The 21401-nt window shown below is 64.1% G+C and carries 19 protein-coding genes and 1 tRNA gene; 6 read left to right on the forward strand and 14 right to left on the reverse strand.

The window, feature by feature from the left end; translation table 11 throughout:
- Positions 1–51: 51 nt before the first annotated feature.
- Positions 52–1155, forward strand: a complete 1104-nt coding sequence (gene leuB / locus R2C4_RS15500) for a 3-isopropylmalate dehydrogenase (RefSeq protein ID WP_058284864.1) — start codon at positions 52–54, stop codon at positions 1153–1155.
- 172 nt (positions 1156–1327) lie between these two features.
- Positions 1328–1404, forward strand: a tRNA-Pro gene (locus R2C4_RS15505).
- 88 nt (positions 1405–1492) lie between these two features.
- Here the strand turns inward: R2C4_RS15505 and R2C4_RS15510 are convergent.
- The 7 genes from R2C4_RS15510 to R2C4_RS15540 all read right to left on the reverse strand — a co-directional run bounded on the left by R2C4_RS15510 (position 1493) and on the right by R2C4_RS15540 (position 9582).
- Entirely contained in the window at positions 1493–2413 is a 921-nt protein-coding gene (locus R2C4_RS15510) for a LysR family transcriptional regulator (RefSeq protein WP_141891345.1), read from the reverse strand.
- A 13-nt stretch (positions 2414–2426) separates the two neighbouring features.
- On the reverse strand, positions 2427–3470 hold the full coding sequence (locus R2C4_RS15515; RefSeq protein WP_141891346.1) for an ABC transporter ATP-binding protein: 1044 nt from the start codon (positions 3468–3470) through the stop codon (positions 2427–2429).
- Complete coding sequence (locus R2C4_RS15520; protein ID WP_141891347.1) at positions 3467–4462, reverse strand: ABC transporter ATP-binding protein; 996 nt, start codon at positions 4460–4462, stop codon at positions 3467–3469. Before R2C4_RS15520 ends, R2C4_RS15515 begins: the two co-directional genes overlap by 4 nt.
- Positions 4463–4466: 4 nt before the next feature.
- Complete coding sequence (locus R2C4_RS15525; RefSeq protein WP_141891348.1) at positions 4467–5417, reverse strand: ABC transporter permease; 951 nt, start codon at positions 5415–5417, stop codon at positions 4467–4469.
- Positions 5414–6394 carry an ABC transporter permease gene (locus R2C4_RS15530; protein WP_058284859.1) on the reverse strand — a complete coding sequence of 327 codons (981 nt, stop codon included), beginning with the start codon at positions 6392–6394 and terminating at the stop codon, positions 5414–5416. The genes R2C4_RS15525 and R2C4_RS15530 overlap by 4 nt, the downstream gene beginning before the upstream one ends.
- Before the next feature lie 146 nt (positions 6395–6540).
- Positions 6541–8103, reverse strand: coding sequence for an ABC transporter substrate-binding protein (locus tag R2C4_RS15535; protein WP_141891349.1), 1563 nt, complete (start codon positions 8101–8103; stop codon positions 6541–6543).
- 285 nt (positions 8104–8388) lie between these two features.
- Positions 8389–9582, reverse strand: a complete 1194-nt coding sequence (locus tag R2C4_RS15540; RefSeq protein WP_141891350.1) for an MFS transporter — start codon at positions 9580–9582, stop codon at positions 8389–8391.
- Between the two features lie 88 nt (positions 9583–9670).
- Here R2C4_RS15540 and R2C4_RS15545 point away from each other — a divergent pair, with 88 nt between their 5' ends.
- Together R2C4_RS15545 and R2C4_RS15550 are read left to right on the forward strand one after the other, a co-directional pair.
- Positions 9671–11008 (forward strand): aminotransferase-like domain-containing protein, encoded by a 1338-nt coding sequence (locus tag R2C4_RS15545; protein WP_141891351.1) that lies wholly within the window; start codon positions 9671–9673, stop codon positions 11006–11008.
- Positions 11009–11238: 230 nt separating this feature from the next.
- Positions 11239–12810: an SGNH/GDSL hydrolase family protein gene (locus tag R2C4_RS15550; RefSeq protein ID WP_141891352.1), complete on the forward strand. Its 1572-nt coding sequence runs from the start codon at positions 11239–11241 to the stop codon at positions 12808–12810.
- 31 nt (positions 12811–12841) lie between these two features.
- Here the strand turns inward: R2C4_RS15550 and R2C4_RS15555 are convergent, their stop codons facing one another.
- The 7 genes from R2C4_RS15555 to R2C4_RS15585 all read right to left on the reverse strand — a co-directional run bounded on the left by R2C4_RS15555 (position 12842) and on the right by R2C4_RS15585 (position 19068).
- Entirely contained in the window at positions 12842–13282 is a 441-nt protein-coding gene (locus R2C4_RS15555) for a c-type cytochrome (RefSeq protein ID WP_141891353.1), read from the reverse strand.
- A complete protein-coding gene (locus tag R2C4_RS15560; RefSeq protein WP_244940737.1) occupies positions 13279–14547 on the reverse strand; it encodes a 6TM ABC transporter family protein in 1269 nt (422 codons plus the stop codon). The genes R2C4_RS15555 and R2C4_RS15560 overlap by 4 nt, the downstream gene beginning before the upstream one ends.
- A 56-nt stretch (positions 14548–14603) precedes the next feature.
- Positions 14604–15287: a copper-binding protein gene (locus tag R2C4_RS15565; RefSeq protein ID WP_141891354.1), complete on the reverse strand. Its 684-nt coding sequence runs from the start codon at positions 15285–15287 to the stop codon at positions 14604–14606.
- A gap of 37 nt (positions 15288–15324) precedes the next feature.
- Entirely contained in the window at positions 15325–16683 is a 1359-nt protein-coding gene (locus R2C4_RS15570; protein ID WP_141891355.1) for a multicopper oxidase family protein, read from the reverse strand.
- Between the two features lie 14 nt (positions 16684–16697).
- Positions 16698–18158, reverse strand: a complete 1461-nt coding sequence (locus tag R2C4_RS15575; RefSeq protein WP_141891356.1) for a TolC family protein — start codon at positions 18156–18158, stop codon at positions 16698–16700.
- Entirely contained in the window at positions 18158–18382 is a 225-nt protein-coding gene (locus R2C4_RS15580; protein ID WP_141891357.1) for a hypothetical protein, read from the reverse strand. The genes R2C4_RS15575 and R2C4_RS15580 overlap by 1 nt, the downstream gene beginning before the upstream one ends.
- An 83-nt stretch (positions 18383–18465) precedes the next feature.
- On the reverse strand, positions 18466–19068 hold the full coding sequence (locus tag R2C4_RS15585) for a hypothetical protein (protein WP_141891358.1): 603 nt from the start codon (positions 19066–19068) through the stop codon (positions 18466–18468).
- A 678-nt stretch (positions 19069–19746) separates the two neighbouring features.
- On the opposite strand from R2C4_RS15585, the gene R2C4_RS15590 reads away from it, so the two are divergent.
- Both R2C4_RS15590 and R2C4_RS15595 read left to right on the forward strand, forming a co-directional pair.
- A complete protein-coding gene (locus tag R2C4_RS15590; RefSeq protein WP_167510264.1) occupies positions 19747–21129 on the forward strand; it encodes an AMP-binding protein in 1383 nt (460 codons plus the stop codon).
- Positions 21126–21383 (forward strand): acyl carrier protein, encoded by a 258-nt coding sequence (locus R2C4_RS15595; RefSeq protein WP_141891360.1) that lies wholly within the window; start codon positions 21126–21128, stop codon positions 21381–21383. The genes R2C4_RS15590 and R2C4_RS15595 overlap by 4 nt, the downstream gene beginning before the upstream one ends.
- The last annotated feature ends 18 nt before the right edge of the window (positions 21384–21401 follow it).

Genomic DNA, 21401 nt, shown 5'->3' on the forward strand with positions numbered 1-21401 from the left:
CTGCCCCGCTGTCCCGCTACGCCCTTGCCAGCTGTTTTTAGGAGGATCCCCATGCCCAACCCATCGATTCTGATTCTGCCCGGCGACGGGATCGGCCCCGAAGTCATGGCCGAGGTGCGCAAGATCATCACCTGGTTTGGCGACAAGCGCGGCCTGCAGTTCGATGTGAGCGAGGATCTGGTCGGCGGCGCGGCCTATGACAAGCACGGCAAGCCGCTGGCGGATGAGACCATGGCCAAGGCCCAGGACGTCGACGCGGTGCTGCTGGGCGCGGTCGGCGGCCCGGCCTATGACAACCTGGACTTCTCGGTGAAGCCCGAGCGCGGCCTCTTGCGTCTGCGCAAGGAAATGGACCTCTACTCCAACCTGCGCCCGGCGCAGTGCTTTGACGCGCTGGCGGATTTCTCCTCGCTGAAGAAGGATATCGTCGCGGGCCTCGACATCATGATCGTGCGCGAGTTGACCTCCGGCGTCTACTTCGGCGAGCCGCGCGGCATCTTCGAGGAAGGCAACGAGCGCGTCGGCATCAACACCCAGCGCTACACCGAGAGCGAGATCGAGCGCGCTGCCCGCTCCGCGTTCGAGCTGGCGATGCGCCGCAACAAAAAGGTCTGCTCGATGGAGAAGGCCAACGTGATGGAATCCGGCATCCTGTGGCGCGAGGTTGTGACCCGTGTGTCTGCAGATTACCCGGAGGTCGAGCTGTCCCACATGTACGCCGACAACGGCGCCATGCAGCTGGTGCGCGCACCCAAGCAGTTCGACGTCATCCTGACCGACAACCTGTTCGGCGATATCCTGTCCGACTGCGCCGCAATGCTGACAGGCTCGCTTGGCATGCTGCCCTCCGCCTCCCTCGGCGCACCGATGGAAAACGGCCGCCCCAAGGCGCTCTATGAGCCCGTGCACGGCTCCGCCCCCGACATCGCGGGCCAGGGCAAGGCCAACCCGATTGCCTGCATCCTGAGCTTTGCCATGGCGCTGCGCTACAGCTTCGACCAGGGCGCCGAAGCCGACCGCCTGGAAGCTGCGGTCGAGAAGGTTCTGGCCGACGGCGTGCGCACCGCGGACCTGCTGGCCAGCGAAGGCGTAGAGCCCGTCTCGACCAGCCAGATGGGCGACGCCGTGGTCGCTGCGCTGGACGCAAGCCTCTGATTTCAGGACATTCTCCGGATCACTCCAAGCCCCGCCCGGTTGTCCGCGCGGGGCTTTTTCATGCCCGCCGGCCCCCTGCCCCAAGCCGCTAAAAAGAATTCTCAAAAACCGCATCTTTCTGTGGAATCGCCCTTGTCAAACCCCGCGCCCTGGGCTATTTCGCCCCCACGGTCGGAGTGTAGCTCAGCCTGGTAGAGCACTGTCTTCGGGAGGCAGGGGTCGGAGGTTCGAATCCTCTCACTCCGACCAATAAAACAAGGCGCCCAAGGGCGCCTTTGTTGTTTTTAGCATACCGCCAATACGAAACAGCAGCCCAGGCGGGCGCCTGTTTCGGCGCTCAGGCGGCTTTCATTGCGGAGCGTTTCAGCTGCTTCCACAGCACATCCAGCGTCTGCTTGGTGCTGCGAGGATCCCGGTAGAGACGGATTTCCAGGTCAGTGCCCAACCGCTCGTCGACGATGGCAAAACGGCCGGAGGCGATCTCCTGGCGGCACAGGCTCAGCGGCAGCCAGCCCATGCCGAACCCCTCCTGGATCATCGCCTTGACGCTGTTGGCCAGCGCGTTCTGATTGACGACAAAGACCTTTTGCGTGGGCAGCAGCTGGGTCAGCGCGAACTCCTGCACCGAGCGCAGGGCGGACACCGCGCCATAGGACAGCAGCGGCACCGCGTCCTTGCTGCCGGCCGCAAATCCAAACTCCGGCGTGCCGTCCGCGGCGGTGCGCGAGACCGGCACATAGCGGTCGGTCGACAGGGTCAGGTATTCGAAGTTAGCGACCTCCAGCGGCCCCAGGAAATCCATCGACGGATGCCAGTAGGTCAGGATCACATCGCAATAGCCCTGCTGCAAAGCGCTCACGAACTGATCGGCGGCCCAGGAGGTGGAGTTGAGGTCGGTATCCACCCCGCCCTCGCTCGCCAAGGGTGCGATCAGGGTCTTGTAATGGGTCATGTACAGCGACTGCGACGCCGCAAAGCGGATCACGTTTTCGCCCGCCGCATCAATGGTCTGGCAGCGCTCGATGGTTTCCTCGTAGGTGCGCACCATGATGCGGGACTGGGACAGGAACACCTCCCCTGCCGGGGTCAGCGTCAGCGGCAGGGTCTCGCGGTTGATCAGCCGCACGCCGATTTCATTCTCCAGCGCCCGGATGCGGCGGGAGAAAGCCGGCTGGCTGACATTGCGCTCTTCGGCCGCGCGCGAGAAATTCTTGCACGCGACCAAAGCCTCGAAATCCTTAAGCCAGATGATGTCCAACTAGCGTCCCGTCCTAGCCGGCGGCCACCGCATCCAGCCTGTCTTCTTCGACAGCGTGGCAGGCAACAAGGCTGCCATCGGGCTGGTGAATGGCTTTCGGCTTTTCACTCTTGCATCGTGCGTCCGCAAAGGCGCAGCGGCTTTGGAACGGGCAGCCTGTCGGCAGGTTGATCGGCGTCGGGATCTCGCCCTTGAGGCGGATATGGTTCGGCCGGTCGTCCTTCAGCTGCGGCACCGCGGACAGCAAGGCCCGAGTATAGGGGTGTTTGGGGCTGGAGAACAATGTCGCGGTGTCCGCAACTTCGCAAACCGACCCGAGGTAAAGAACCGCAACACGGGTTCCGAAGTGCTCCACCACACTCAGATCATGCGTGATGAACAGGTAGGTCAGACCGCGGCTTTCCTTGGCTTCCAGCATCAGGTTCAGCACCTGCGCCTGGATCGAGACATCCAGCGCGCTGATCGGCTCGTCCGCGATGATGAACTCGGGGTCCACCGTCAGGGCGCGGGCAATGGCGATACGCTGGCGCTGACCGCCGGAGAATTCATGCGGATAGCGCTTGGCCCAGCTGGGATCGACGCCGACCGACAGCATCACTTCGGTCACCTTGTCGCGCACTTCGGCCGCCGAGGCGTTGGGAAAGTGATGGCGCACCGGCTCTTCCAGCGCCTGCCGGATGGTCATGCGCGGGTTGAGCGAGGCATAGGGGTTCTGGAAGATCATCTGGATCTTCTTGCGCAAAGGCTGCATCTCGCCGCGCGACAGGTTGTCGATGCGCTGCCCGTCATAGCGGATCTCGCCCGCCGTCGGGGTCAGCAGCCCCGCCACCAGCCGCGCCACGGTCGACTTGCCGCAGCCCGATTCGCCCACAACGCACAGCGCCTCGCCGCGGTTGGCGTCCAGAGTGATGTTGTTCACCGCGTGGACCGAGCGGGTTTCCCGCACGAATTTGCCCTTTTTGAACTTCAGCGTCTCCAGGAACCCGTGATCGAGATCGAACCGCTTTTCCAGGTTCTGGATCTCCAGCAGCGGGCGGTCAGTGTTTGCGTCCTTCATGCCCGTGCCTCCTGACGGTCTTCATCGCTGTGCAGGCGCTGCACCTCATGGCAGGCCACTGCGACCTCACCGTATTGCACGATTTCCGGCACCCGGCTGCGGCACAGGTCGGTGGCGTATTTGCAGCGCGGGTTGAAGGCGCAGCCCTGGGGAATGCTGGCCAGGCCCGGCATGTTGCCTGGGATCTGCTTCAGCCGCTGGCCCGGCACCGTCTGCTGCGGCAGCGCGTTGATCAGGCCTTGGGTATAGGGGTGCTGCGGGTCGTTGATGATCTCGCGGGTGCGTCCGGCTTCGATGATCCGGCCTGCATACATCACCAGCGTGCGCTCGGTCATCTGGCTGACCACGCCCAGGTCGTGGGTGATCAGGATCAACCCCACCTGGTTGGACTGGCACAGCTCCAGCATCAGCTCCATGATGTCGGCCTGGATGGTCACATCCAGCGCCGTCGTGGGTTCGTCCGCGATGATCAGCTGCGGATCGAGCAGCAGCGCGATGGCGATGATGATCCGCTGCCGCATGCCGCCCGACAGCTCGTGCGGGTACTGTTCCAGCCGCTCCTCCGGCGACGGAATATAGACCTCGCGCAGCTTGACGATGGCAATCTGGCGCGCTTCCTCGCGGCTCAGCTTGCGGTGCGCCATCAGGGTTTCGATCATCTGCTGGCCGATGGTCAGCACCGGGTTCAGCGTGACCATCGGATCCTGAAAGATCATCGCCATCCGGTTGCCGCGCAGGTTGCGCAGGCGCTTGTCGTTCATCTGAACGACATCCTCGCCGTCGAACAGGATCTGGCCGCTGTCGATATAGCCCGGGCGGCTCAGCAGGTTCATCAGCGAAAAGCCGGTGATTGACTTGCCGGCGCCGCTTTCGCCGACGATGCCCAGACGCTCGCCCTTGGCCAGATCGAAGGAAATGCCGTTTAGGGCAGTAACCGTCTGGTCGCGCATGGCGAATTTGACGGTGAGGTCGCGAACGGAAAGAAGGCTCATCGCGTTACCCCTTGTAGAGTTTCGGGTTCAGGACGTCGCGCATCCAGTCGCCCAGCAGGTTGATGACAAGAACCAGAACCACCAGCACCACGCCGGGAATGGCGGTGATCCACCAGCTGCCGGAGAAGATGTAGTCGAAGCCGGAAGAGATCAGCGAGCCCAGCGACGGCTGGCTCGGCGGCATGCCCAGGCCAAGGAAGCTGAGCGAGGCCTCGGAGATGATCGCATTGGCGACCTGCACGGTGGAAATCACGAAGATCGGCGACAGCGAGTTCGGCAGGATGTGCCGCACCATGATCCGCATCGGCCCGAAGCCGAGGACACGGGCGCTGTCGACATATTCTTTCTTCTTCTCGGCCAGCACGGTGGCGCGCACGGTGCGGGCGTACTGCGGCCATTCCGCCACCCCGATCACCGCAATCAGGAAGACAACGGCATAGCGGTTGAAGGTGTCGGAGCCGAACATCGCCTGCGTGACCGCCAGAAAGATGATCGCCACCATCAGGGTCGAGAACGACAGCTGAATATCGGCAAGGCGCATCAGCAGGCTGTCCAGGCGGCCGCCGACATAGCCGGCCAGCAGCCCGATGGAGATGCCCAGAAAGGCCTGCAGCGCCACCGCGCAGATGCCGATCAGCAGCGACAGGCGGGTGCCGTACAGGATCGTCGACCACAGGTCGCGGCCCTGGTCATCCGTGCCCAGCATGAATTCCGGCAGCGCGCCGTCGATCCAGACCGGCGGGTATTCCGAGTTCATGATGTCAATGGACCCCGGATCGTAGGGATCATAGGGCGCGATCATCGGCGCCAGGAAGGACGCCACAGCAATCACCAGGAAAACAACCATGCTGACCACCGCCACCGGGTTGCGGCGGAAGCTGTAGCCCATGTTTGAGTTCCAGACCTTGGACCAGCGCGATGGTTCGGATTTCGGGTTCAGCGTTTCGGTACTCATGCGCCCATCCTCGCAATATTCACGGTCGGGTTCACCAGCCCATAGATCAGGTCGACGATGGTGTTGGTGACCACAAAGATGAAGCCGACAACAATCAGGTAGGCCACGATCAGCGGGGTATCGACACGGTTCACCGCCTCAAGGAACATGAAGCCCATGCCCGGCCACTGAAACACCGTCTCGGTCAGGATGGTGTAGGCCACCATGGTGCCGATCTGCACGCCGCCCACGGTGATCACCGGCAGAAGCGTGTTCTTCAGCGCATGCACAAAGTAGATGCGCCACGGGTTGATGCCCTTGGCCTTGGCGTATTTCACGTATTCCGACTGCAGCACTTCCATCATCTCGGCCCGGATCAGGCGGACGAACAGCGGCAGCATGATCGACGCCAGCGCAACGGAGGGCAGGATGATGTGCATCCAGCCGTCGGCGGTGGCAAAGTTGGTCTCCCAATAGCCCCAGACATGCACGGTGTCGCCGCGCCCGTAGGAGGGGAACCAGCCGTATTCCACCGAGAAGACAAAGATCATCAGGATGGCGGTCAGGAACACCGGGATCGAGATACCGACAATCGACAGGCCCATGATGACGCGGCTCAGGATGCTGTCCGGCTTGATCGCGGTATAAACGCCCAGCGGCACCGAGAAGCCGATGATGATCAGGGTGGCCCCAAACACCAGCTCCAATGTCGCGGGCAGCTTCTTCAGGATCACGTCCAGCGCCGGCTCCTTGAAGAAATAGGAGGTGCCCAGATCGCCCTGCAGCGCATTGCCGGCAAAGCGCAGGTATTGGGTCACGAAGCTGTCGTTCAGCCCCAGTTCATCGCGCAGCTGCTGGCGCACTTCTTCGGACACCGACTGGCCGACCAGCTCGCGCAGCGGGTCGCCCAGGTTGCCCTGGATGGCAAAAGCAATCAGCGAGATGACGAACATCACCGCAATCGCCTGAATCACTCGCTTGGCGAGATAGGCAAACATCTTCCTGACCTTTGTAGAGTTCGATGACAGCGCAGGCCGCAATGCCGAAGGGACCGGCGGAGCCTGCAATCGCAGCCTTGGCGGCCGCTTGTTATAGGGGTGGCCCGGGCCGGCCGGGGGAGACCGGCCCGAGTCTTTTCAGTGGCTTAGCTGCCGGTTTCGACAACCAGGTCACCGAAGTAGGGGAAGTCCAGCGCATTCACGATTTCTGCCGCGTTCATGCCGGACTTGGCGCCCCAAGCAAGGTTCTGCCAGTGCAGCGGGATAAACGCCGCTTCGTTGTACAGGATGCCTTCCAGCTTCTGCAGCAGCTCCGCACGCTTCTCCGGATCGGTTTCCGCATTGGCCTGGTTCATCAGCTTGTCGGCTTCCTCGTTGCAGTAGTTGCCGGAGTTGTACTGGCCGTTGCCGGTTGCTTCATCCGGGCAGGCGGTCAGGAACTGATGGAAGTTGGCAGAGTCTTCTGTATCCGCGTGCCAGCCGATCATCATCATGTCTGCTGCGCGCTCGTCGAACGCCGGCCAGTACTGCGCCTTGGGCATGGTCTGCAGGTCAACTTTGATGTTGATCTGTGCCAGCATCGAAGCCACCGCCTGCGCGATCTTGTCGTCGTTCACATAGCGGTTGTTCGGCGCCATCATGGTGATCGAGAAACCATCGGCATAGCCTGCCTCAGCCATCAGCGCCTTGGCTTTTTCCAGGTCGAAACGCGGTGCCAGCGCCTCGTCATAACCCAGGTAACCGGCCGGGCTGGCCTGCGCGCCGACGGTGCCGAAGCCGCGCATGATGCGGTCAACGATGCCTGCGTTGTTCACCGCATAATCGATCGCCTGACGGACGCGGGCGTCCTTGAAGGCTTCGACGCGGTTCTGGTTCATCTGGAAGGTGATGATGCGGGTGCCGGGCATGGTGATCAGGTCAACGCCCTCGGCCTCTTCCACGCGCTTCAGGTCGGTCGGCGGAACCGGCGCGATAAAGTCCACGTCGCCGGACAGCAGGGCTGCCACGCGGGTCGGGTCTTCCTTGATCGGGGTCAGCACGATCTTGTCGACGTTGCCGCCGCTTTCGGTGTCCCAGTAGTCAGCATAGCGGTCGAACACGACGCGCACGCCCTGCTCACGCTCGGAGACGATGAAGGGGCCGGTGCCGGAGACATTGCGCGAAGCAAAGCTGTCGCCGTGCTTGACCACTTCGGCCTTGTCCTTGCCGTCAGCGGTGGTGCCGGAATAGAAGGCGCTGTCCATCGGGAAGATGTAGGTCGCGGTGTGCAGGACCAGCGGATACGGCTCCGAGGTCTTGAGGTCGAAGGTCATGTCGTCAACGACTTCGACATCGGTGAAGGGGGCGAAGATGCCCTTGAAATCGTCACTTTGCTTCAGACGGTCAAAGGTCCAGTCGACGTCCTTGGCGGTCAGCGCATTGCCGCTGTGGAAGGTCACGCCGCTGCGCAGCTTGAAGCGCATGGTGGTCTCGTCGATCTGTTCCCAGCTTTCGGCCAGGCGCGGTTCGAACTGCAGGTCCTGGGTCCAGCGCACCAGCGGGTCAAAGACCATGTGCGACAGCTGCAACGTGCCGCCGGACAGCTGCTCGTGCGGATCCAGCGAGACCGGGTCAGCGTCATAGGCAACGCGCACGGTGGTTTCGGCATAGGCAACCGGTGCCATCGCCACCACCGCAGCAGCCGCCAGGCTTCTGACAAATTTCGTCATTAGGCATACTCCCCTGTGATTATGCCGCAAACGCTAGCCTGCGCGGCGGGAACTGTGAAATGCCTATATCGCATAGGGTATGCAGGACTCACATCAGGGCTATGCAAGAAAGGAATAGCTGAGCCTGAGCAAAGACTTACTCAGACTGTCCGGCACCGCCTCCGCCTTCGCAAGGCGGCCAATCCGGCCCGCAGCTCGTGCATAACCTGCGCAAAAGGGTGCCGGGAACGCGGTCCAGTGCGCGGTCCGTGAACTTTGCCTTCTGCGGTTCCAGCATGTTCCCCTTCAGGACCCGCTAAAGATCTTTTTCAAGCGGAGACCTCCCAAGCTGCCGCGGCGCGGCGCGGAGTGCCGTTTCCAGATGCCAGCGATGGTCAGCGCCGCCGCCACTTGCGCCGCGGCAAAGACGGCCAGCGCGGGCAACAGCCCCAGCATGTCCGCCAGCGCACCGCTGGCAATCACCGGCAGCGAGAACCCGCAGTAGGCATAGGCAAACAGACCTGCTGTGGCGCGGGCGCGGTCTTCCGGCGCACGCTGCGACACCTCTGCCAGGGACGCCAGATACGTGAACCCGTAACTCGCCGCGCTGGTGATGCAGGTTCCGGCCAGCACAAGGACCAGCGCCTGCAGCCACACCCCCGCCAGCAGCGCCAGGAACCCAAGCGGAACCAGAACAAACCCGGCGGCAAGCGCCTGGCTGTTGGACAGACGGCGGGCAACCGGCTGGCACAGGAAGCCGGTAAAGATTGCCAGGAAAATCACCAGCCCGGTCCAGCCGCCCAGGCCGTGCGCCGCCAATTGCAATGGCACCACGGCGATGGTCATTCCGGTGGCGGACCAGGCCAGCGCCATCGCGGCGCCATAGACCCAGGTGCCGGACGGAAACACCGGCAAGCGCAGCAGCGATACCCTCTGCGGCCGGTCCGCCCGCGGCAGGGCAAAGATCAGCGCGGCCAGGACCGGCGCGGCGGCCAGCAAGGCAACATAGCTGACCGGGACCAGCACCACCCCCTGCACCGCCAGGCAGATCCCGGTTGCCAGCGCGCCGCCGCCGAACCCCAGCGACGTTGCCGAGGTAACGGTCAAAGCCGCCGTGCGGGCCCGCCGGTTGCCCAGGATCTCTGTCATCCAGGCGGTTCCGGCAGTGGTCGCCAGCGCTGTCCCGGCCCCCAGCAGTACCCGCGCGGCGACCAGGCTGGGCCAGCCCGGGGCCAGAACCAGCAATCCGGTGGCCGCCCCGCCAAGGATCAGCGCCAGCGCCACCGGAATGCGGCGCCCGATCCGGTCCGACAGCCCCCCAAGCAGCAGCAGTGCCGGCATCAGCCCCGCGGCATAGGCCGCAAAGGCCACCGTCACCGCCGTTGCCCCAAGACTGCTGCCAGCCGCATAGACCTCGTACAGCGGGGCCTGAAGATTGACGGCAAAGGTCACCGTGAACAGGCACAGGGCCAGCAAAGACGCAGACAGGAAACGGGGCATGACGCGAACCTCAAGGTTGACTTGAGACCGGGATGCCACGAGGCTCAATCCATGACAATTTTTCCATTGTACTAATGACAGCGCCCCGATGAGCAAAGCCAGATACATCCGGCTTGCCGACCTGATGTCCAAGGCGATCCGCGAGGGCAAGCTGGCGCCCGGGTCCAGACTGCCAACGCACCGGGCCTTTGCCGAGGCATCCGGCGTCGCCCTGGCCACCGCGACGCGGGTTTACAAGGAGCTTGAGAGCCGGGGGCTGGTCGCCGGCGAAACCGGCCGGGGCACATTTGTGCGCGACCCCGGCCTGCCCATGACGCTTGGCGTTCATCAATCCGCGGCTGAAGGGGTCACCGACCTGGTTTTAAACATGCCCGGCGATCCCGCCGACGCCGCCATGCTGCGCGCCGGGCTGCGGCGGCTGGCTGCCGCGGGCGACCTGGAGGCGATGCTGCGCTATCAGCCCCACGGCGGGCGGATGCATGAGCGCCGGATCATTGCCGGGCACCTCTTCCCACGCCTTGGCCCCATCGACGCGGACCGGCTGCTGGTCACATCGGGCAGCCAGCACGGCCTGGCCGCCGTCTGCCTGGGGCTGTTCCGGCCCGGCGATGCCATTGCCGCCGATGCCCTCACCTATCCCGGTTTCAAATCCGCCGCGGCCCTGCGCGGCCTAGAGCTTGTGCCGGTCAGCTCACCGCAGGGCATCATGGATCCGGACGATCTGGACCGGCACTGCCGCCAGCGCACGATCCGCGCGGTCTATCTGATGCCGACGGTCCAAAGCCCGCTTGGGGCGGTCATCGATGAGGCAGCGCGCCGCCGTCTGCTTGCCGTTGCCGAGCGCCACAGCCTTCTCATCATCGAAGACGCCGCCTACGCCTTTCTGGAGCCTGACCCGCCGCCCAGCTTGCTGGCGCTGGCGCCGGACAGGACCGTGTACATCGGCGGGTTCTCCAAGAACCTCGCGACCGGGCTGCGGCTGGGGTATATGGTTGCGCCGCCCGCGCACACCGCGCCGCTGCTCGAAGTAATCCGCGCCACGACCTGGAACGCCCCGGCGCTGGTTTCCGCGCTGGTGACCGGATGGATCGAAGACGGCACGCTCAGCCAGTGCGAAGAAAACCGCAGGCGCGACGGGGCTGAGCGTCAGTCGATCCTCAAAAGCGTTTTTGCAGACATGCCCGTCCTTGCGCACCGGAACGCGGGCTTTGCCTGGCTGCCGCTCGGCAAGGGCGTGCGCGCGCAGCCCATCGTGACAGAGCTGAAGGAGCAGGCGATCTCGGTATCGGGTGCCGAGCCGTTTGCGGCCACCGCAGCCGCGCCGCAGGCCTTGCGGCTGGCCTTTGGCGGTGTGCCAAAGGCAGGCCTCGCCGGCATCCTGCAAACCGTGAAGGCGGCGGTGCGCAACCAAGATCCGCCCGCCTGATGGCGGCGGCTGCCTGCTGCGCTAAGGGGCCGTGCGCCCTTTGCGCATTTGGCCCGCGTTCGCTCCAATCCGAAATCCTTGCTTTGGACGGCCCGCAATGGCAGCATAAAACCCGGAACGCGCTAGGGCAGCGAAACCGGATTCGCACGTCAGTGGGACGGCCGCGCCTCTTCCAGTCTTCAGGTTATCAGTAACGGGCGCAGCCCCGGCGGCGCCGGGAGTGCAGGTTTATGACACCATTTTCACGAGTCTATTATTTCGGCGACAGCCTGACGGATGAGGGCAACGCCGTAAACCTTCTGGCGTCGGTGATCGAGCCGGTCATTCTGACCGGTCTGATCCTTGATTTCGGCAGCATCCCGTCATCACAGGAACTGGACGCGCTGCGCGCACAGGCCAAGACCGAGGCCAGACAGACCGTTATTGCCAGCTTCTCTGAAATCGGACCCGCAGGCGCGGTGACCAATGCACTGACCCATGCCAGCTATGCCGCTGCCCTGGGCGGGTTCGAGGTTCAGAACTATGCAGTCGCAACGGCGACGGCCCTGGGCGACGGGCTGCTTGAGGACAGGATTGACCTGGAAGCGCAGATTTCGGATTTCGCAGAAGATGCCGCTGGCGGCGTGCCGGCGGACTCGGCGGCGTTTCTGCTGATCGGGGGCAATGACTTCACCTCCCTGCTGGACACCGTGCAAGACCAGCAGATCACCACCGAGGCCGGCTTCCTGGCTCTGGCAACCCCGGTGATCGAAGGTCTGATCGCGCAGATCACCGCCGCGGCGAACACGCTCAGCACCGCCGGTGTCGGGACAGTGTTCCTGGCAACCCAGCCGCGGGCAGGCTTTTATCCGGAGTTTGACACGCTCTCCCCCTTGTACACCGGCTTTGCCTGCCTCCTCATTAGCAATTTTAACGGCCTGATAGCGGACACTATCTCTGATCTTCGCAGCACCGGGACTGACGCCCGGGCGGTCGACCTATCTGCCGTCTCGGAAGCCCTGACCGAGGATCCGGCGGGTTTCGGCATCCTTGCGGAGCGGACCGATTACCTGATCGACGGCAGCCCCTTTGACAGCGATCAGGTTCTGGCATGGGACGCGATCCACCCGGCCGAGACCGCGCATCAGCTGTGGGGCGCCTACAGCGAATTCGTCATGGGCGGCGGCAAGACCGCGCTGCTGGACGGCGGCGCAACGGACCGGGGCTGGGGGGCCAAGGACAACGCCATTTTCGCGCTCGGCGGCGATGACACCATCCGCGCCGGCGGGGGCCATGATGCCGTGGCCGGCGGCAGCGGAAATGACGGCATCCGGGGCGGCAGCGGTAACGATGTGCTCCTGGGCGGCAGCGGTAATGACACCGTGCAAGGCAACCGGGACGACGACATCCTCAGCGGCGGCGATGGCAATGACCAACTGCGCGGCGGCGGCGGCAACGATGTGATCGCGGATGGCCGCGGCAGCGATTTGGCGATTGGCGGCCGGGGCAACGACACCTTCATTTTCACCGAAGCCGCGCTGGCTGGCGGCGGCGGCGCTTCGGCGGACACGTTCCGCGGCGGGGCGGGGTCGGATACGCTCTACCTCGTTCTGGATGCGGCGCATTATGCAGCGTTCAGCGCCGGCAGCGCCGATGCTGTGCTGAACAGCCTCGGCATCACCGTATTCGGAATCGAATTCATCCGCGCCATCGACGGCCGCAGCAATATTGCCGACCAGCTTGACAGCTTTGACTGGTTTCAGGCCGCCGACAGCTGGGGGGCGGTTTCTGCGCCGCAATCAGGCGACGCGCTGCTGGTTTGACGGCACAGCCCGGGCACAGGCCGCATCGGATCTAGTCAATCCCATTGGCCCGCTGCAGTTCCCGCACATACCTGGTGATGCCCTTGACGTCGGCATCGGTCAGCCCCTGCTGCACAGGCATGTTGCCGAACTTCCAGTGGTGCGCGCGCACGCCGTTGCGGACCGCAATCATGAAGGCCGCATCGCCATGGTGCGAGGGCTCATATATTTTGTGAACAAGCGGCGGCCCCATGCCATTGCGGCCCGCAGCGCTATCGCCGTGGCACTCGGCACAGACCGCGTCAAAGGCGCGCTTGCCGATCATGGCAGTATCACTCAACTCCGGCGGCAGCTGAACCGCGGTCAGCGGCGCGCCGGGCTCCAGCACGGCGCGCTGCGAGGTTGCATCGTCTCCGCCTGCGCTGCTGTAGACGAAATAGACCGCGGCGGCTGCCACGGCAGCGGCGGCTGTGATGGCAAAGATCTTTCTCATAAGGGAGTCTTTCTTTGGTGGGTGAATGACGTGCCGCAATGGGCAGGGGCCGGGGTGTAGCAGGGACGGCCCGCAGCTTGCGCAAATCCAGCTGCCGCGCCCGCGGGCGCGGCAAAGGCGCGGATCTCTTGGTAGCGGATCCGCACGTCTTCGCTTTGCTGGTAAAACCGGAACAGATCCTTCAGCGGCGAGGAGAATTCCTTGTGCGCCGACAGCATTGCCACAAGCGCACCCAGCGAAACCCGCTCCTGCAGCACGAAATAGCCACCCAGGGAGTAGAACAGGAACGGCGTCAGCGCGGTCAGGAAGTTATTGATCGCCTTGGCCAGAAATTTGAGGCGGTGGATCTGCAGGCGCAGGTCCTGCAACTGCCGGAAACTGCGCGCGGCCGGCAGCGCGCCCTGCCCCGAAGCCCGCATGTCCCGGTCCAGGATTTCCCCCAGCATGCGCATTTCGCGGATCCGTTTGCGGGACACTGTGTTCACCCGCCGCTGCAGCCGCGGGACAATGATCAGTTGCAGCGGCAGCACCGTCAGCGCAGCCGCCGCCAGGATCGGGTCCTGCACGAACATGAACAGAAGGATCGTCGCCAGCGTCCCGCCTTGCAGCAGCGGCACCGTCAGCAGTTCTGAGGCAAAGCCGCCGACCGGCTCGACCTCGGGGCCCAGAACCGGCATGACGGCAGGCTTGCGCCGTTCGGGCCGGTCCCGCCGCCACTGCCGGTAAACGGCAAGGCGGAGGCGGCGCACAAAACGCTCGGCAACCCGGCCCTTGCTGATGTTGAGCCAGTATTTGTTGAGGCCATTGAGCGAGATGGCCGCCAGATAGGCGCCGCACAGCAGAAACAGCAGCGAGACCTGCGAGAGCTCGAACCCCAGGACCGGAACTGCGATATCCTGGCTTTCGAAGACACGGTTCACGATCTGCTTGGGCAGTTCCAGGGTGAGGTAAAGGATCGGCATCGCGGTCAGGCTGAGCAGGACCAGAACCATCTGATGCCGCCCGGTTGTGCGCAGGATCTGGCGCGGCAGACCTGCCCATGCGCCGCCATCCAGTCCTTGCTCAGCAGCACCGGCTGCTGGCGCCGCCTGCAGGCGCCGCCGCAGCAGCCAGACGGCCTGGGCCGCCAGGGTCACGGCCAGCAGCGCAGGGGCCAGCACCAGCACCAGATGCATCATCGGGTGCAGCCAGGCCGGTGCCGTGCTGTCGTAATTGAAGCCCAGCGCCGCCGCCGCGTCATGCGCAAGAGAATGGAGTTCCGGCATCGGCCGTCCTTGTATCGGTGAACGGAAGGCGGGCAGGCCCGCCTTCCGCCGCAGGTTTACTTCAGCGCGGTCAGGGTCAGCTTGCCCTTGATCCGCTCGGCAACGAATTCGATGGGATCGCCGGCCTTCAGCTGGTCCAGCATCGCGTCATCCGCCACCCGGAACACCATCGTCATCGCTGGCATCTCCAGGTTCACCAGCTCCTCATGGATGATGGTGACCTTGCCAGACGCCGCATCGACTTTCTTGACCGTGCCCTTGGTGAAGCTCCCGCCGTTGCCGTCAAGCACGGCAATCGGCCCGTGCATGCCGGATTCGTAATGGCCGGGGATCAGGCAGGCGAACTCAAATGTGCCGGCGTTGGAGAAGGTCCAGACCACCTCCCCCGAGGCGCCCGGCTCCAGGCGCACCGAGTTCGGGTCGTCATGCTCCATCTCCATCTTGGCCATCATCGCCTTGTGGTGGACATTGCGCTCGGCCGTATCCAGCACGAACTCATGCTCCAGCTCGCCGGCGTTGGTGATCACGAATTTCACCGTCTCATCCTTGGCAAAGGAAAAGCTGGACGGCTCAAACAGCATCTCACCGTCATCGGTTTCCTTCATGGTGACGGCGACCTCGCGGTCCGCCTGCGCAGCCTTGCCGGGTTTGCCGACCTCCATGCCGCCGTGTGTGCCGCCGGCCAGGGCCGGGGCGGCGAAAAAAGCGCCAATCAGCGCTGCGGAAAGGATCTTGTTCATGTCTGTCTCCTCGTCAGGTTTGGTAGAAAGCCAGGGCTCAGCCCTTGGTGGTTGGTTTCGGGGTAATGCGGGTCTGCGCGTCTCCCACGCGGGCAAAGTCCGGCAGCTCGCCGGTCCACTCATAGGCCTGGGTGCCGGGCGGGTTCTCGTACCAGCCGGGATCGCTGTAGTCGTTTGCAGCGATGCCCTCGCGCACCTTCACGACCGAGAACATGCCGCCCATTTCCAGCGGCCCGTAGGGCCCCCAGCCGGCCATCATCGGCACGGTGTTGTCGGGCAGCGGCATCGACATCTCGCCCATATCGGCCATGCCTGCGGTGCCCATTGGCATGTATTCGGGCTGCAGCTTGCGGATCTGGCCGGTCAGCTTGCGCTTGTCGGCACCGATGAAGGTCGGAATGTCGTGGCCCATGGCGTTCATCGTGTGGTGCGACTTGTGGCAGTGGATCGCCCAGTCGCCCGGATGCACCGCGTCGAACTCATAGGCGCGCATGGCGCCGACGGGAATGTCGATCGACACCTCCGGCCAGCGGGCGCTTTTCGGAACCCAGCCGCCGTCGGTGCAAGTGACCTCGAAGTCGTAGCCGTGCATGTGGATCGGATGGTTGGTCATGGTCAGGTTGCCGGTCCTGACCCGCACCCGGTCGCCCTGATTGACCACCAGCGGGTCGATGTCCGGGAAGATCCGGCTGTTCCAGCACCACAGGTTGAAGTCCGTCATCTCCATCACCCGCGGCACATAGGAGCCGGGGTCGATGTCGAAGGCGTTCAGCATGATCAGGAAATCCCGGTCGACGGGCATGAAGGCGGGGTCCTTGGGATGCACGATGAACATCCCCATCATGCCCATCGCCATCTGCACCATCTCATCCCCGTGCGGGTGGTACATGAAGGTGCCGGATTTGATCAGGTCGAACTCATAAACAAAGGTCTTGCCGGGCGGGATGCCCGGATGGCTGAGGCCTGCAACCCCGTCCATGCCAGAGGGCAGGATCAGCCCGTGCCAATGAACCGTGGTATGCTCCGGCAGCTTGTTGGTCACATAAATCCGCACCCGGTCGCCCTCCACCGCCTCGATGGTGGGGCCGGTGGACTGGCCGTTGTAGCCCCAGAGGTGGGCGATCATGCCGTCGGCCAGCTCGCGCTCGACCGGCTCGGCGACCAGGTGGAACTCCTTCACCCCGTTGTTCATCCGGAACGGCAGCGTCCAGCCGTTCAGCGTGACCACCGGGTTGTAGTCCGGCCCGGTGGTTGGGGCCAGCGGCGGCTGGGTTGCCGCGCTGTTCATGCTGGCGGCCTCGGGCAGGCCCATGTTCGCGGTCTTGCCCCAAGCCTGGCTGGACACCAGCGCAGCCCCCGCCGCGCCGGCTCCAAGCATTTGACGTCTGTTCATCATGTCATTTGATCCTTTCAATGGCCTGCGCCGCCGCCGGCAGCGATCTCGGCGCTGCCGCCCTGCGGAGCTGATTCCGCACCGCCGCCATAGATCGCGGCGCTGACATTTGCCTGAGCCAGCCAGAAATCGCGCTTGGCGTTGGCCGCTTCCAGCGAGCCCGCCAGCTTTTCGCGCACGTCTGTCAGCAGTTCGAAGGTGCTGGTGATCATGCCGTTGTAACTCAGCAGCCCTTCCTCCTCGATTGTCCGGCGCAGCGGCAGCAGCACGTCGCGGTAGTGGCGCGCAATCTCGTAAGAGGAGTGATAGGCCAGCTCTGCGCTGCGGGCTTCTGAGCGGACAGTGACCGCCCGTTCCGCCAGCGCATTGGCCGCCTGCATGTAGGACAGCTCCGCCTTACGCATCCGCGCTTTGCCGGTGTCGAAAACCGGAATGGCGAACTCCAGTTCCAGCTGCGGCAGGGTTTCGGTGTCTGTCACCCCGTCCTCCCGCTCGCGCTCGGACTCGGCCCCAGCGATCAGTTCCAGGTCGGTGACCAGCCGGGTCCGGTCTGTCAGGCCAAAAGCCCGAGCCTGCGCTTCCAGCCCCAGCTTGGCCACCTGCAGGTCTACCCGGTTCTGCAGCGCCGCCTTTTCGATGGCCGGCACTTTGCTCAGCGATTTGGGCAGCGGCGGCAGCGCATCGGGCACATAGTAATTGGCATCGCTGCCCCACAACCCCATCAGCCGGGTCAGCTCCTCCTTGGCAAGCTTTGCCTCCAGCCGGGCGCGGGCCACCTGCCCTGCAAGCTCCGCGTTAAAGGCGAACTCCCGCGCTTGGCTCGCCTTGTTCAGCGCGCCGGTCCTACCCAGCTGGCTGGCCAGCTCTGCCCCCGCCGCTGCTGTCTCGCCAGCCTGGCGCAGATAGCTCAGCCGCTCAAAGGCCGCCACGGCGTTGATCCACGCCTGCCGGGTTTGCCCGGCCAGCGCCAGCGTGTCGTTCACCGCGTTCAGCTGCGCCTGCTGGAACTGCGTCTCAGCCACGGCGATGCGCTGCTTGCGGGTCTTCACGTCCAGCAGGTTCACAGCGATGGTGGATTCCAGAGCCCGGTACAGGCCCAGTTCCGGCGCGCCGATCCCCATCAGGCCGATAGCGACCACCGGGTTCTCCGGCGTCATCTGCTGCCAGGCCTCCGCCGCCGACAGCCCGACTGCGGCATAAGACGCCTGCAGCCCCTTGTTGTTCAAAAGCGCCGCCTGCACCGCGGTATCGGCAGAGATTGTCTTGCCCTGCACCAACTGCCGGACTTCTTTCGCCAGCGCCTCGTTCTGGGCCTGTGTCCGGGCAAAGGCCGTACGCTTGCCGATCGCGGCCGCTGTCTGGCTGGCGACCTCCTGAAACCCGGCCTGCGGGCTGGTGTATTTCTCCGGCACCGCCGCCGAACAGGCGGCCAGCACCAGGGGCGACGCCAAAAGAACGCGCCAAGTTTTCGCTGTCATCAGTGGCGCTCCTGCTGCTGCTCGTTGACACCGCGCCAGGACACAGGGCCGCGGGGCGTGTGGTTTTCAAATCCCCTGAAAGGGGACTGGTAATTCAGAGACCGGTAGGGGCCGGAGGGCGCGGCAGCACGTTGCAAGGCTGCGGTATCGGGCAGCGCCGCCGGTGACTTGGCGCACGCCCCCAGCAGCAGGGCGCCTGCCCCGGCCAGTAAGAGAGATTTCATGTGTTTTTCCTAAGAAATATCTGCGCGGCTCCTGCATGGATGTGCAGGAGTGATTAGCGGCCGTCAGAAACGGTTCAGATGTCTCAGGCTTTTGGCGGGCGCAGCAGGGAATTCTGTTGCCGGGACGGCAGCTGCGAAGCTTCTTGCCTCCAGCGCACTGGGCGCTTGAGGGCGATTTCCCCCGGCTGCAGGGAGATCACCGCAACCGCCATACAGGCGCCTGAGCAGCAGTTTCCAGTGTCGCCGGCGTTTTGCGGCGCCCCCTGGGGCTCATGCGCCCCTGCCTCGGAAAGGTCTTGCGCCGCAGCGGTTACGGCAGCGCCGTCATGATTGCTGCCACTGTGCACAGACGGCGTGTTGCCGTGATGCCCTGCAACGGCATGCGCGGCGGATGGCAGCGAAAAGCCCAGCACAAGGATCACTGCACATGCAGCAGCCACCCTGATCAGCCGGAAGATATGTGCCAGAAACGCCATGCGGGTATTTCTCCTGACAGGACCGGCCCGCGTCAAGACGCCAATGATGCATTCAGCGCACAAATTTGCGGTTTTCTGAGGTGTTTTCCCCGGTTCTGCCAGGCTGATCGCGGGCGCCCGCATCGCCCCGCAAACCCTCCCGCGCAGGAGGGTCGCAGCGGACCAGAGGTGGCGATTCGGGCGCTGAACAGGCCGGCAACGCAGGTTCATTCGCGGCCCCTGAAGCGCTTGATTTCGCAGTGCCGGCTGGATCAGGAAGCTGGTCGCCCGCGGGCGTCCGTCAATCTGCCGCGCCACCCGCGCTTGGGAGAGGCCGGTGCCACGGGAGACAGATCCGCCAAGGACTAGGTCAGAACGCGCTCCGTCACGGCGGTGCCCAGCAGCACACCGCCAAAAGCGCGCGGTTTAGCACGCGTGCGAGATGGCCGCTATCAAACAGGTGCCATACGGCGGCCCTACCGCTGGCTCAGGCCAGAAGCCCCTTCGGTCCGCCGCACTAGGTGCTGTTTACTGAGAGAGAGCAAAGGGCAGCTAACGGTCCCCGGCAATCGGCGGGAAACAACCTATGGAAGATTCCGCAACTTGCCACGGTGCAGCCCGTAAAATACTTCCGTCGGCGAAGCACCGGTTCCATCCACCGGCTCCCTCTTCAGGCTTCCGCCAAACTGTTGTGCCAGAGACGTTCAGCAAAACTCCGCGCCTCGCTAAAATTTAGTTGCACAAGCAAGTTGACGAATCGCACGCTCTTACTCATCTTCACACCCACAGATTGTTTGCACATGCATTCAGGTGGAGGTTTAAGTGTATTTACAGCAACTAACGGACTCATTGAAGTCGATTGCCCAAACGGATCCGTCCCGCACGGCTCTCTCCTGGCCTGGCAACGAAATGAGCTACAGCGGCCTTTGGAACATGGCGCAGGATCTGGCTTGGCAATTTCCGGAAAGTGTAACGGCCGGAAGTCTCGTGCTGGTCGAAAGCAGGAGGACCCCCCGCTTCACGGCTCTTATGATCGCCCTTGGATTGTGCGGCGCCACGCCGCTCGTGGTGCCGGACCGGCTTGGCGGTGAGCTTAAGGACAAGCTGATCGCCCGCTCAGGCGCCAGCCACATTGCCAGCTTCACGGATGCGGGAAGGCTGAGGGTTGCGGAGACCGGACAGGCCCCGAAGCTTCCCGCCGGCGAGCAGGTCCCGCTCTGCCTGACAACCTCAGGATCGACCGGGGTTCCCAAAGTGGTGGTGCTCAGCAAGACCGGGGTGAACGCTTTCTTTGACTGGGCACAGGGCTGTTTTTCAATCCAGCCCGGCACCAGGATCCTCAGCATCGCCCCATTCAACTTCGATCTGAGCCTGCTGGAACTCTGGGCGGGCCTGGACGCGGGAGCCGAAGTCATCCTCGCCGATCCCGAACGGTCGGCGGAACCCGGATACCTTGCGGATCTCTGCGCCGAGGCGAAGCCGGAGATTGTCCAGGCAGTCCCCCTGTTTCACGAGCGCCTCTGCGCTGCGCGGCGCGCTGACCCGGGGTTTTCACCGCGCCATGTCATCGTGACCGGCGAAGCGGCACCCCGCGCCTTGCGCCGGCAGATGGCCGGGCAGTTCCCCTCCGCGGTCTTCCACAACATCTACGGCAGCACCGAAACCAACGACAGTTTCATCCTGACGCTGGGCGCCGAAGACTTCGCCGCGGCAGAAAAGCTGGGGATCGGCAGGCCGATCGCAGGCACGGACTATTACGTCACCGAAGACCCGGACGAGCCGGGAACCGGCGAGCTGTTCACTGCGACCCCGTTCGCCGCCAGCGGCTATTCCGACCCCGAACAGACGCTCAACGCCTTCCTGCCCCGGCTGGAGAACGAACGTCTGGTCACCTATTTCCGCACCGGAGACCGGGTGCAGCGGCAGCCGGACGGGTCCCTGCTTCTGATTGGCCGCGCAGATTACGTGGTAAAGCTGCGCGGCGTGCGCACCAATCTTCTGGATGTCGAAGACGTCATCCGCTTGCATGAGGCGGTGCGCAACGTGGCCACCGTACCCTACCGCGACATTGTCAGCGGCCAGCAGCAGCTGCTTGCCGTGGTGGAAGCCTGCGCCGGAGCCTCCGTATCCAACCTGCAAATGCGGGCCCACTGCGCCCTGCACCTGCCCAAGAGCGCCCTGCCCAGCCGCTACGTGCTGACGCAGGAGCCTCTGCCCAAGACCTCAACCGGCAAAATCAACCGCGGCGCTGTGCAGCGCCTTTATGCCCCCAAACCGGAGAAAAACGCATGACCATGCGACAGACGATCAAATCCTTCATCTGCGAGGAGCTGCTGGCCGATGACATTGCGGTCTCAGACCTTGAGGATGACTATGACCTGCTGCGCAACGGCGTGGTCGACAGCCTCTCGCTGGTCCGCCTGGTCGCCTGGACCGGCGAAGCCTACGGCGTCCCCATCAACGAGATTGAGATCGCACCGGAAGATCTGGCCACAGTGGCAAAGATCGAAGGCTTCATCGCGCGCCACACCAGCGTCCCCGCCTGAACCCGCGCCTGAATTTCT

It is taken from the genome of Leisingera aquaemixtae, assembly GCF_006740765.1.
Taxonomy (GTDB): Bacteria; Pseudomonadota; Alphaproteobacteria; order Rhodobacterales; family Rhodobacteraceae; genus Leisingera; species Leisingera aquaemixtae.

Excerpts from the sequence above, each read along its gene's own strand:
- R2C4_RS15520 (WP_141891347.1), bottom strand. The coding sequence starts at position 4,462 with ATGAGCCTTCTTTCCGTTCGCGACCTCACCGTCAAATTCGCCATGCGC.
- R2C4_RS15580 (WP_141891357.1), bottom strand. The coding sequence starts at position 18,382 with ATGAAATCTCTCTTACTGGCCGGGGCAGGCGCCCTGCTGCTGGGGGCG.
- R2C4_RS15575 (WP_141891356.1), bottom strand. The coding sequence starts at position 18,158 with ATGACAGCGAAAACTTGGCGCGTTCTTTTGGCGTCGCCCCTGGTGCTG.
- R2C4_RS15525 (WP_141891348.1), bottom strand. The coding sequence starts at position 5,417 with ATGAGTACCGAAACGCTGAACCCGAAATCCGAACCATCGCGCTGGTCC.
- leuB (WP_058284864.1), top strand. The coding sequence starts at position 52 with ATGCCCAACCCATCGATTCTGATTCTGCCCGGCGACGGGATCGGCCCC.
- R2C4_RS15595 (WP_141891360.1), top strand. The coding sequence starts at position 21,126 with ATGACCATGCGACAGACGATCAAATCCTTCATCTGCGAGGAGCTGCTG.
- R2C4_RS15590 (WP_167510264.1), top strand. The coding sequence starts at position 19,747 with ATGAGCTACAGCGGCCTTTGGAACATGGCGCAGGATCTGGCTTGGCAA.
- R2C4_RS15540 (WP_141891350.1), bottom strand. The coding sequence starts at position 9,582 with ATGCCCCGTTTCCTGTCTGCGTCTTTGCTGGCCCTGTGCCTGTTCACG.
- R2C4_RS15535 (WP_141891349.1), bottom strand. The coding sequence starts at position 8,103 with ATGACGAAATTTGTCAGAAGCCTGGCGGCTGCTGCGGTGGTGGCGATG.
- R2C4_RS15550 (WP_141891352.1), top strand. The coding sequence starts at position 11,239 with ATGACACCATTTTCACGAGTCTATTATTTCGGCGACAGCCTGACGGAT.
- R2C4_RS15565 (WP_141891354.1), bottom strand. The coding sequence starts at position 15,287 with ATGAACAAGATCCTTTCCGCAGCGCTGATTGGCGCTTTTTTCGCCGCC.
- R2C4_RS15555 (WP_141891353.1), bottom strand. The coding sequence starts at position 13,282 with ATGAGAAAGATCTTTGCCATCACAGCCGCCGCTGCCGTGGCAGCCGCC.
- R2C4_RS15545 (WP_141891351.1), top strand. The coding sequence starts at position 9,671 with ATGAGCAAAGCCAGATACATCCGGCTTGCCGACCTGATGTCCAAGGCG.
- R2C4_RS15585 (WP_141891358.1), bottom strand. The coding sequence starts at position 19,068 with ATGAACCTGCGTTGCCGGCCTGTTCAGCGCCCGAATCGCCACCTCTGG.
- R2C4_RS15560 (WP_244940737.1), bottom strand. The coding sequence starts at position 14,547 with ATGCCGGAACTCCATTCTCTTGCGCATGACGCGGCGGCGGCGCTGGGC.
- R2C4_RS15570 (WP_141891355.1), bottom strand. The coding sequence starts at position 16,683 with ATGATGAACAGACGTCAAATGCTTGGAGCCGGCGCGGCGGGGGCTGCG.
- R2C4_RS15515 (WP_141891346.1), bottom strand. The coding sequence starts at position 3,470 with ATGAAGGACGCAAACACTGACCGCCCGCTGCTGGAGATCCAGAACCTG.
- R2C4_RS15530 (WP_058284859.1), bottom strand. The coding sequence starts at position 6,394 with ATGTTTGCCTATCTCGCCAAGCGAGTGATTCAGGCGATTGCGGTGATG.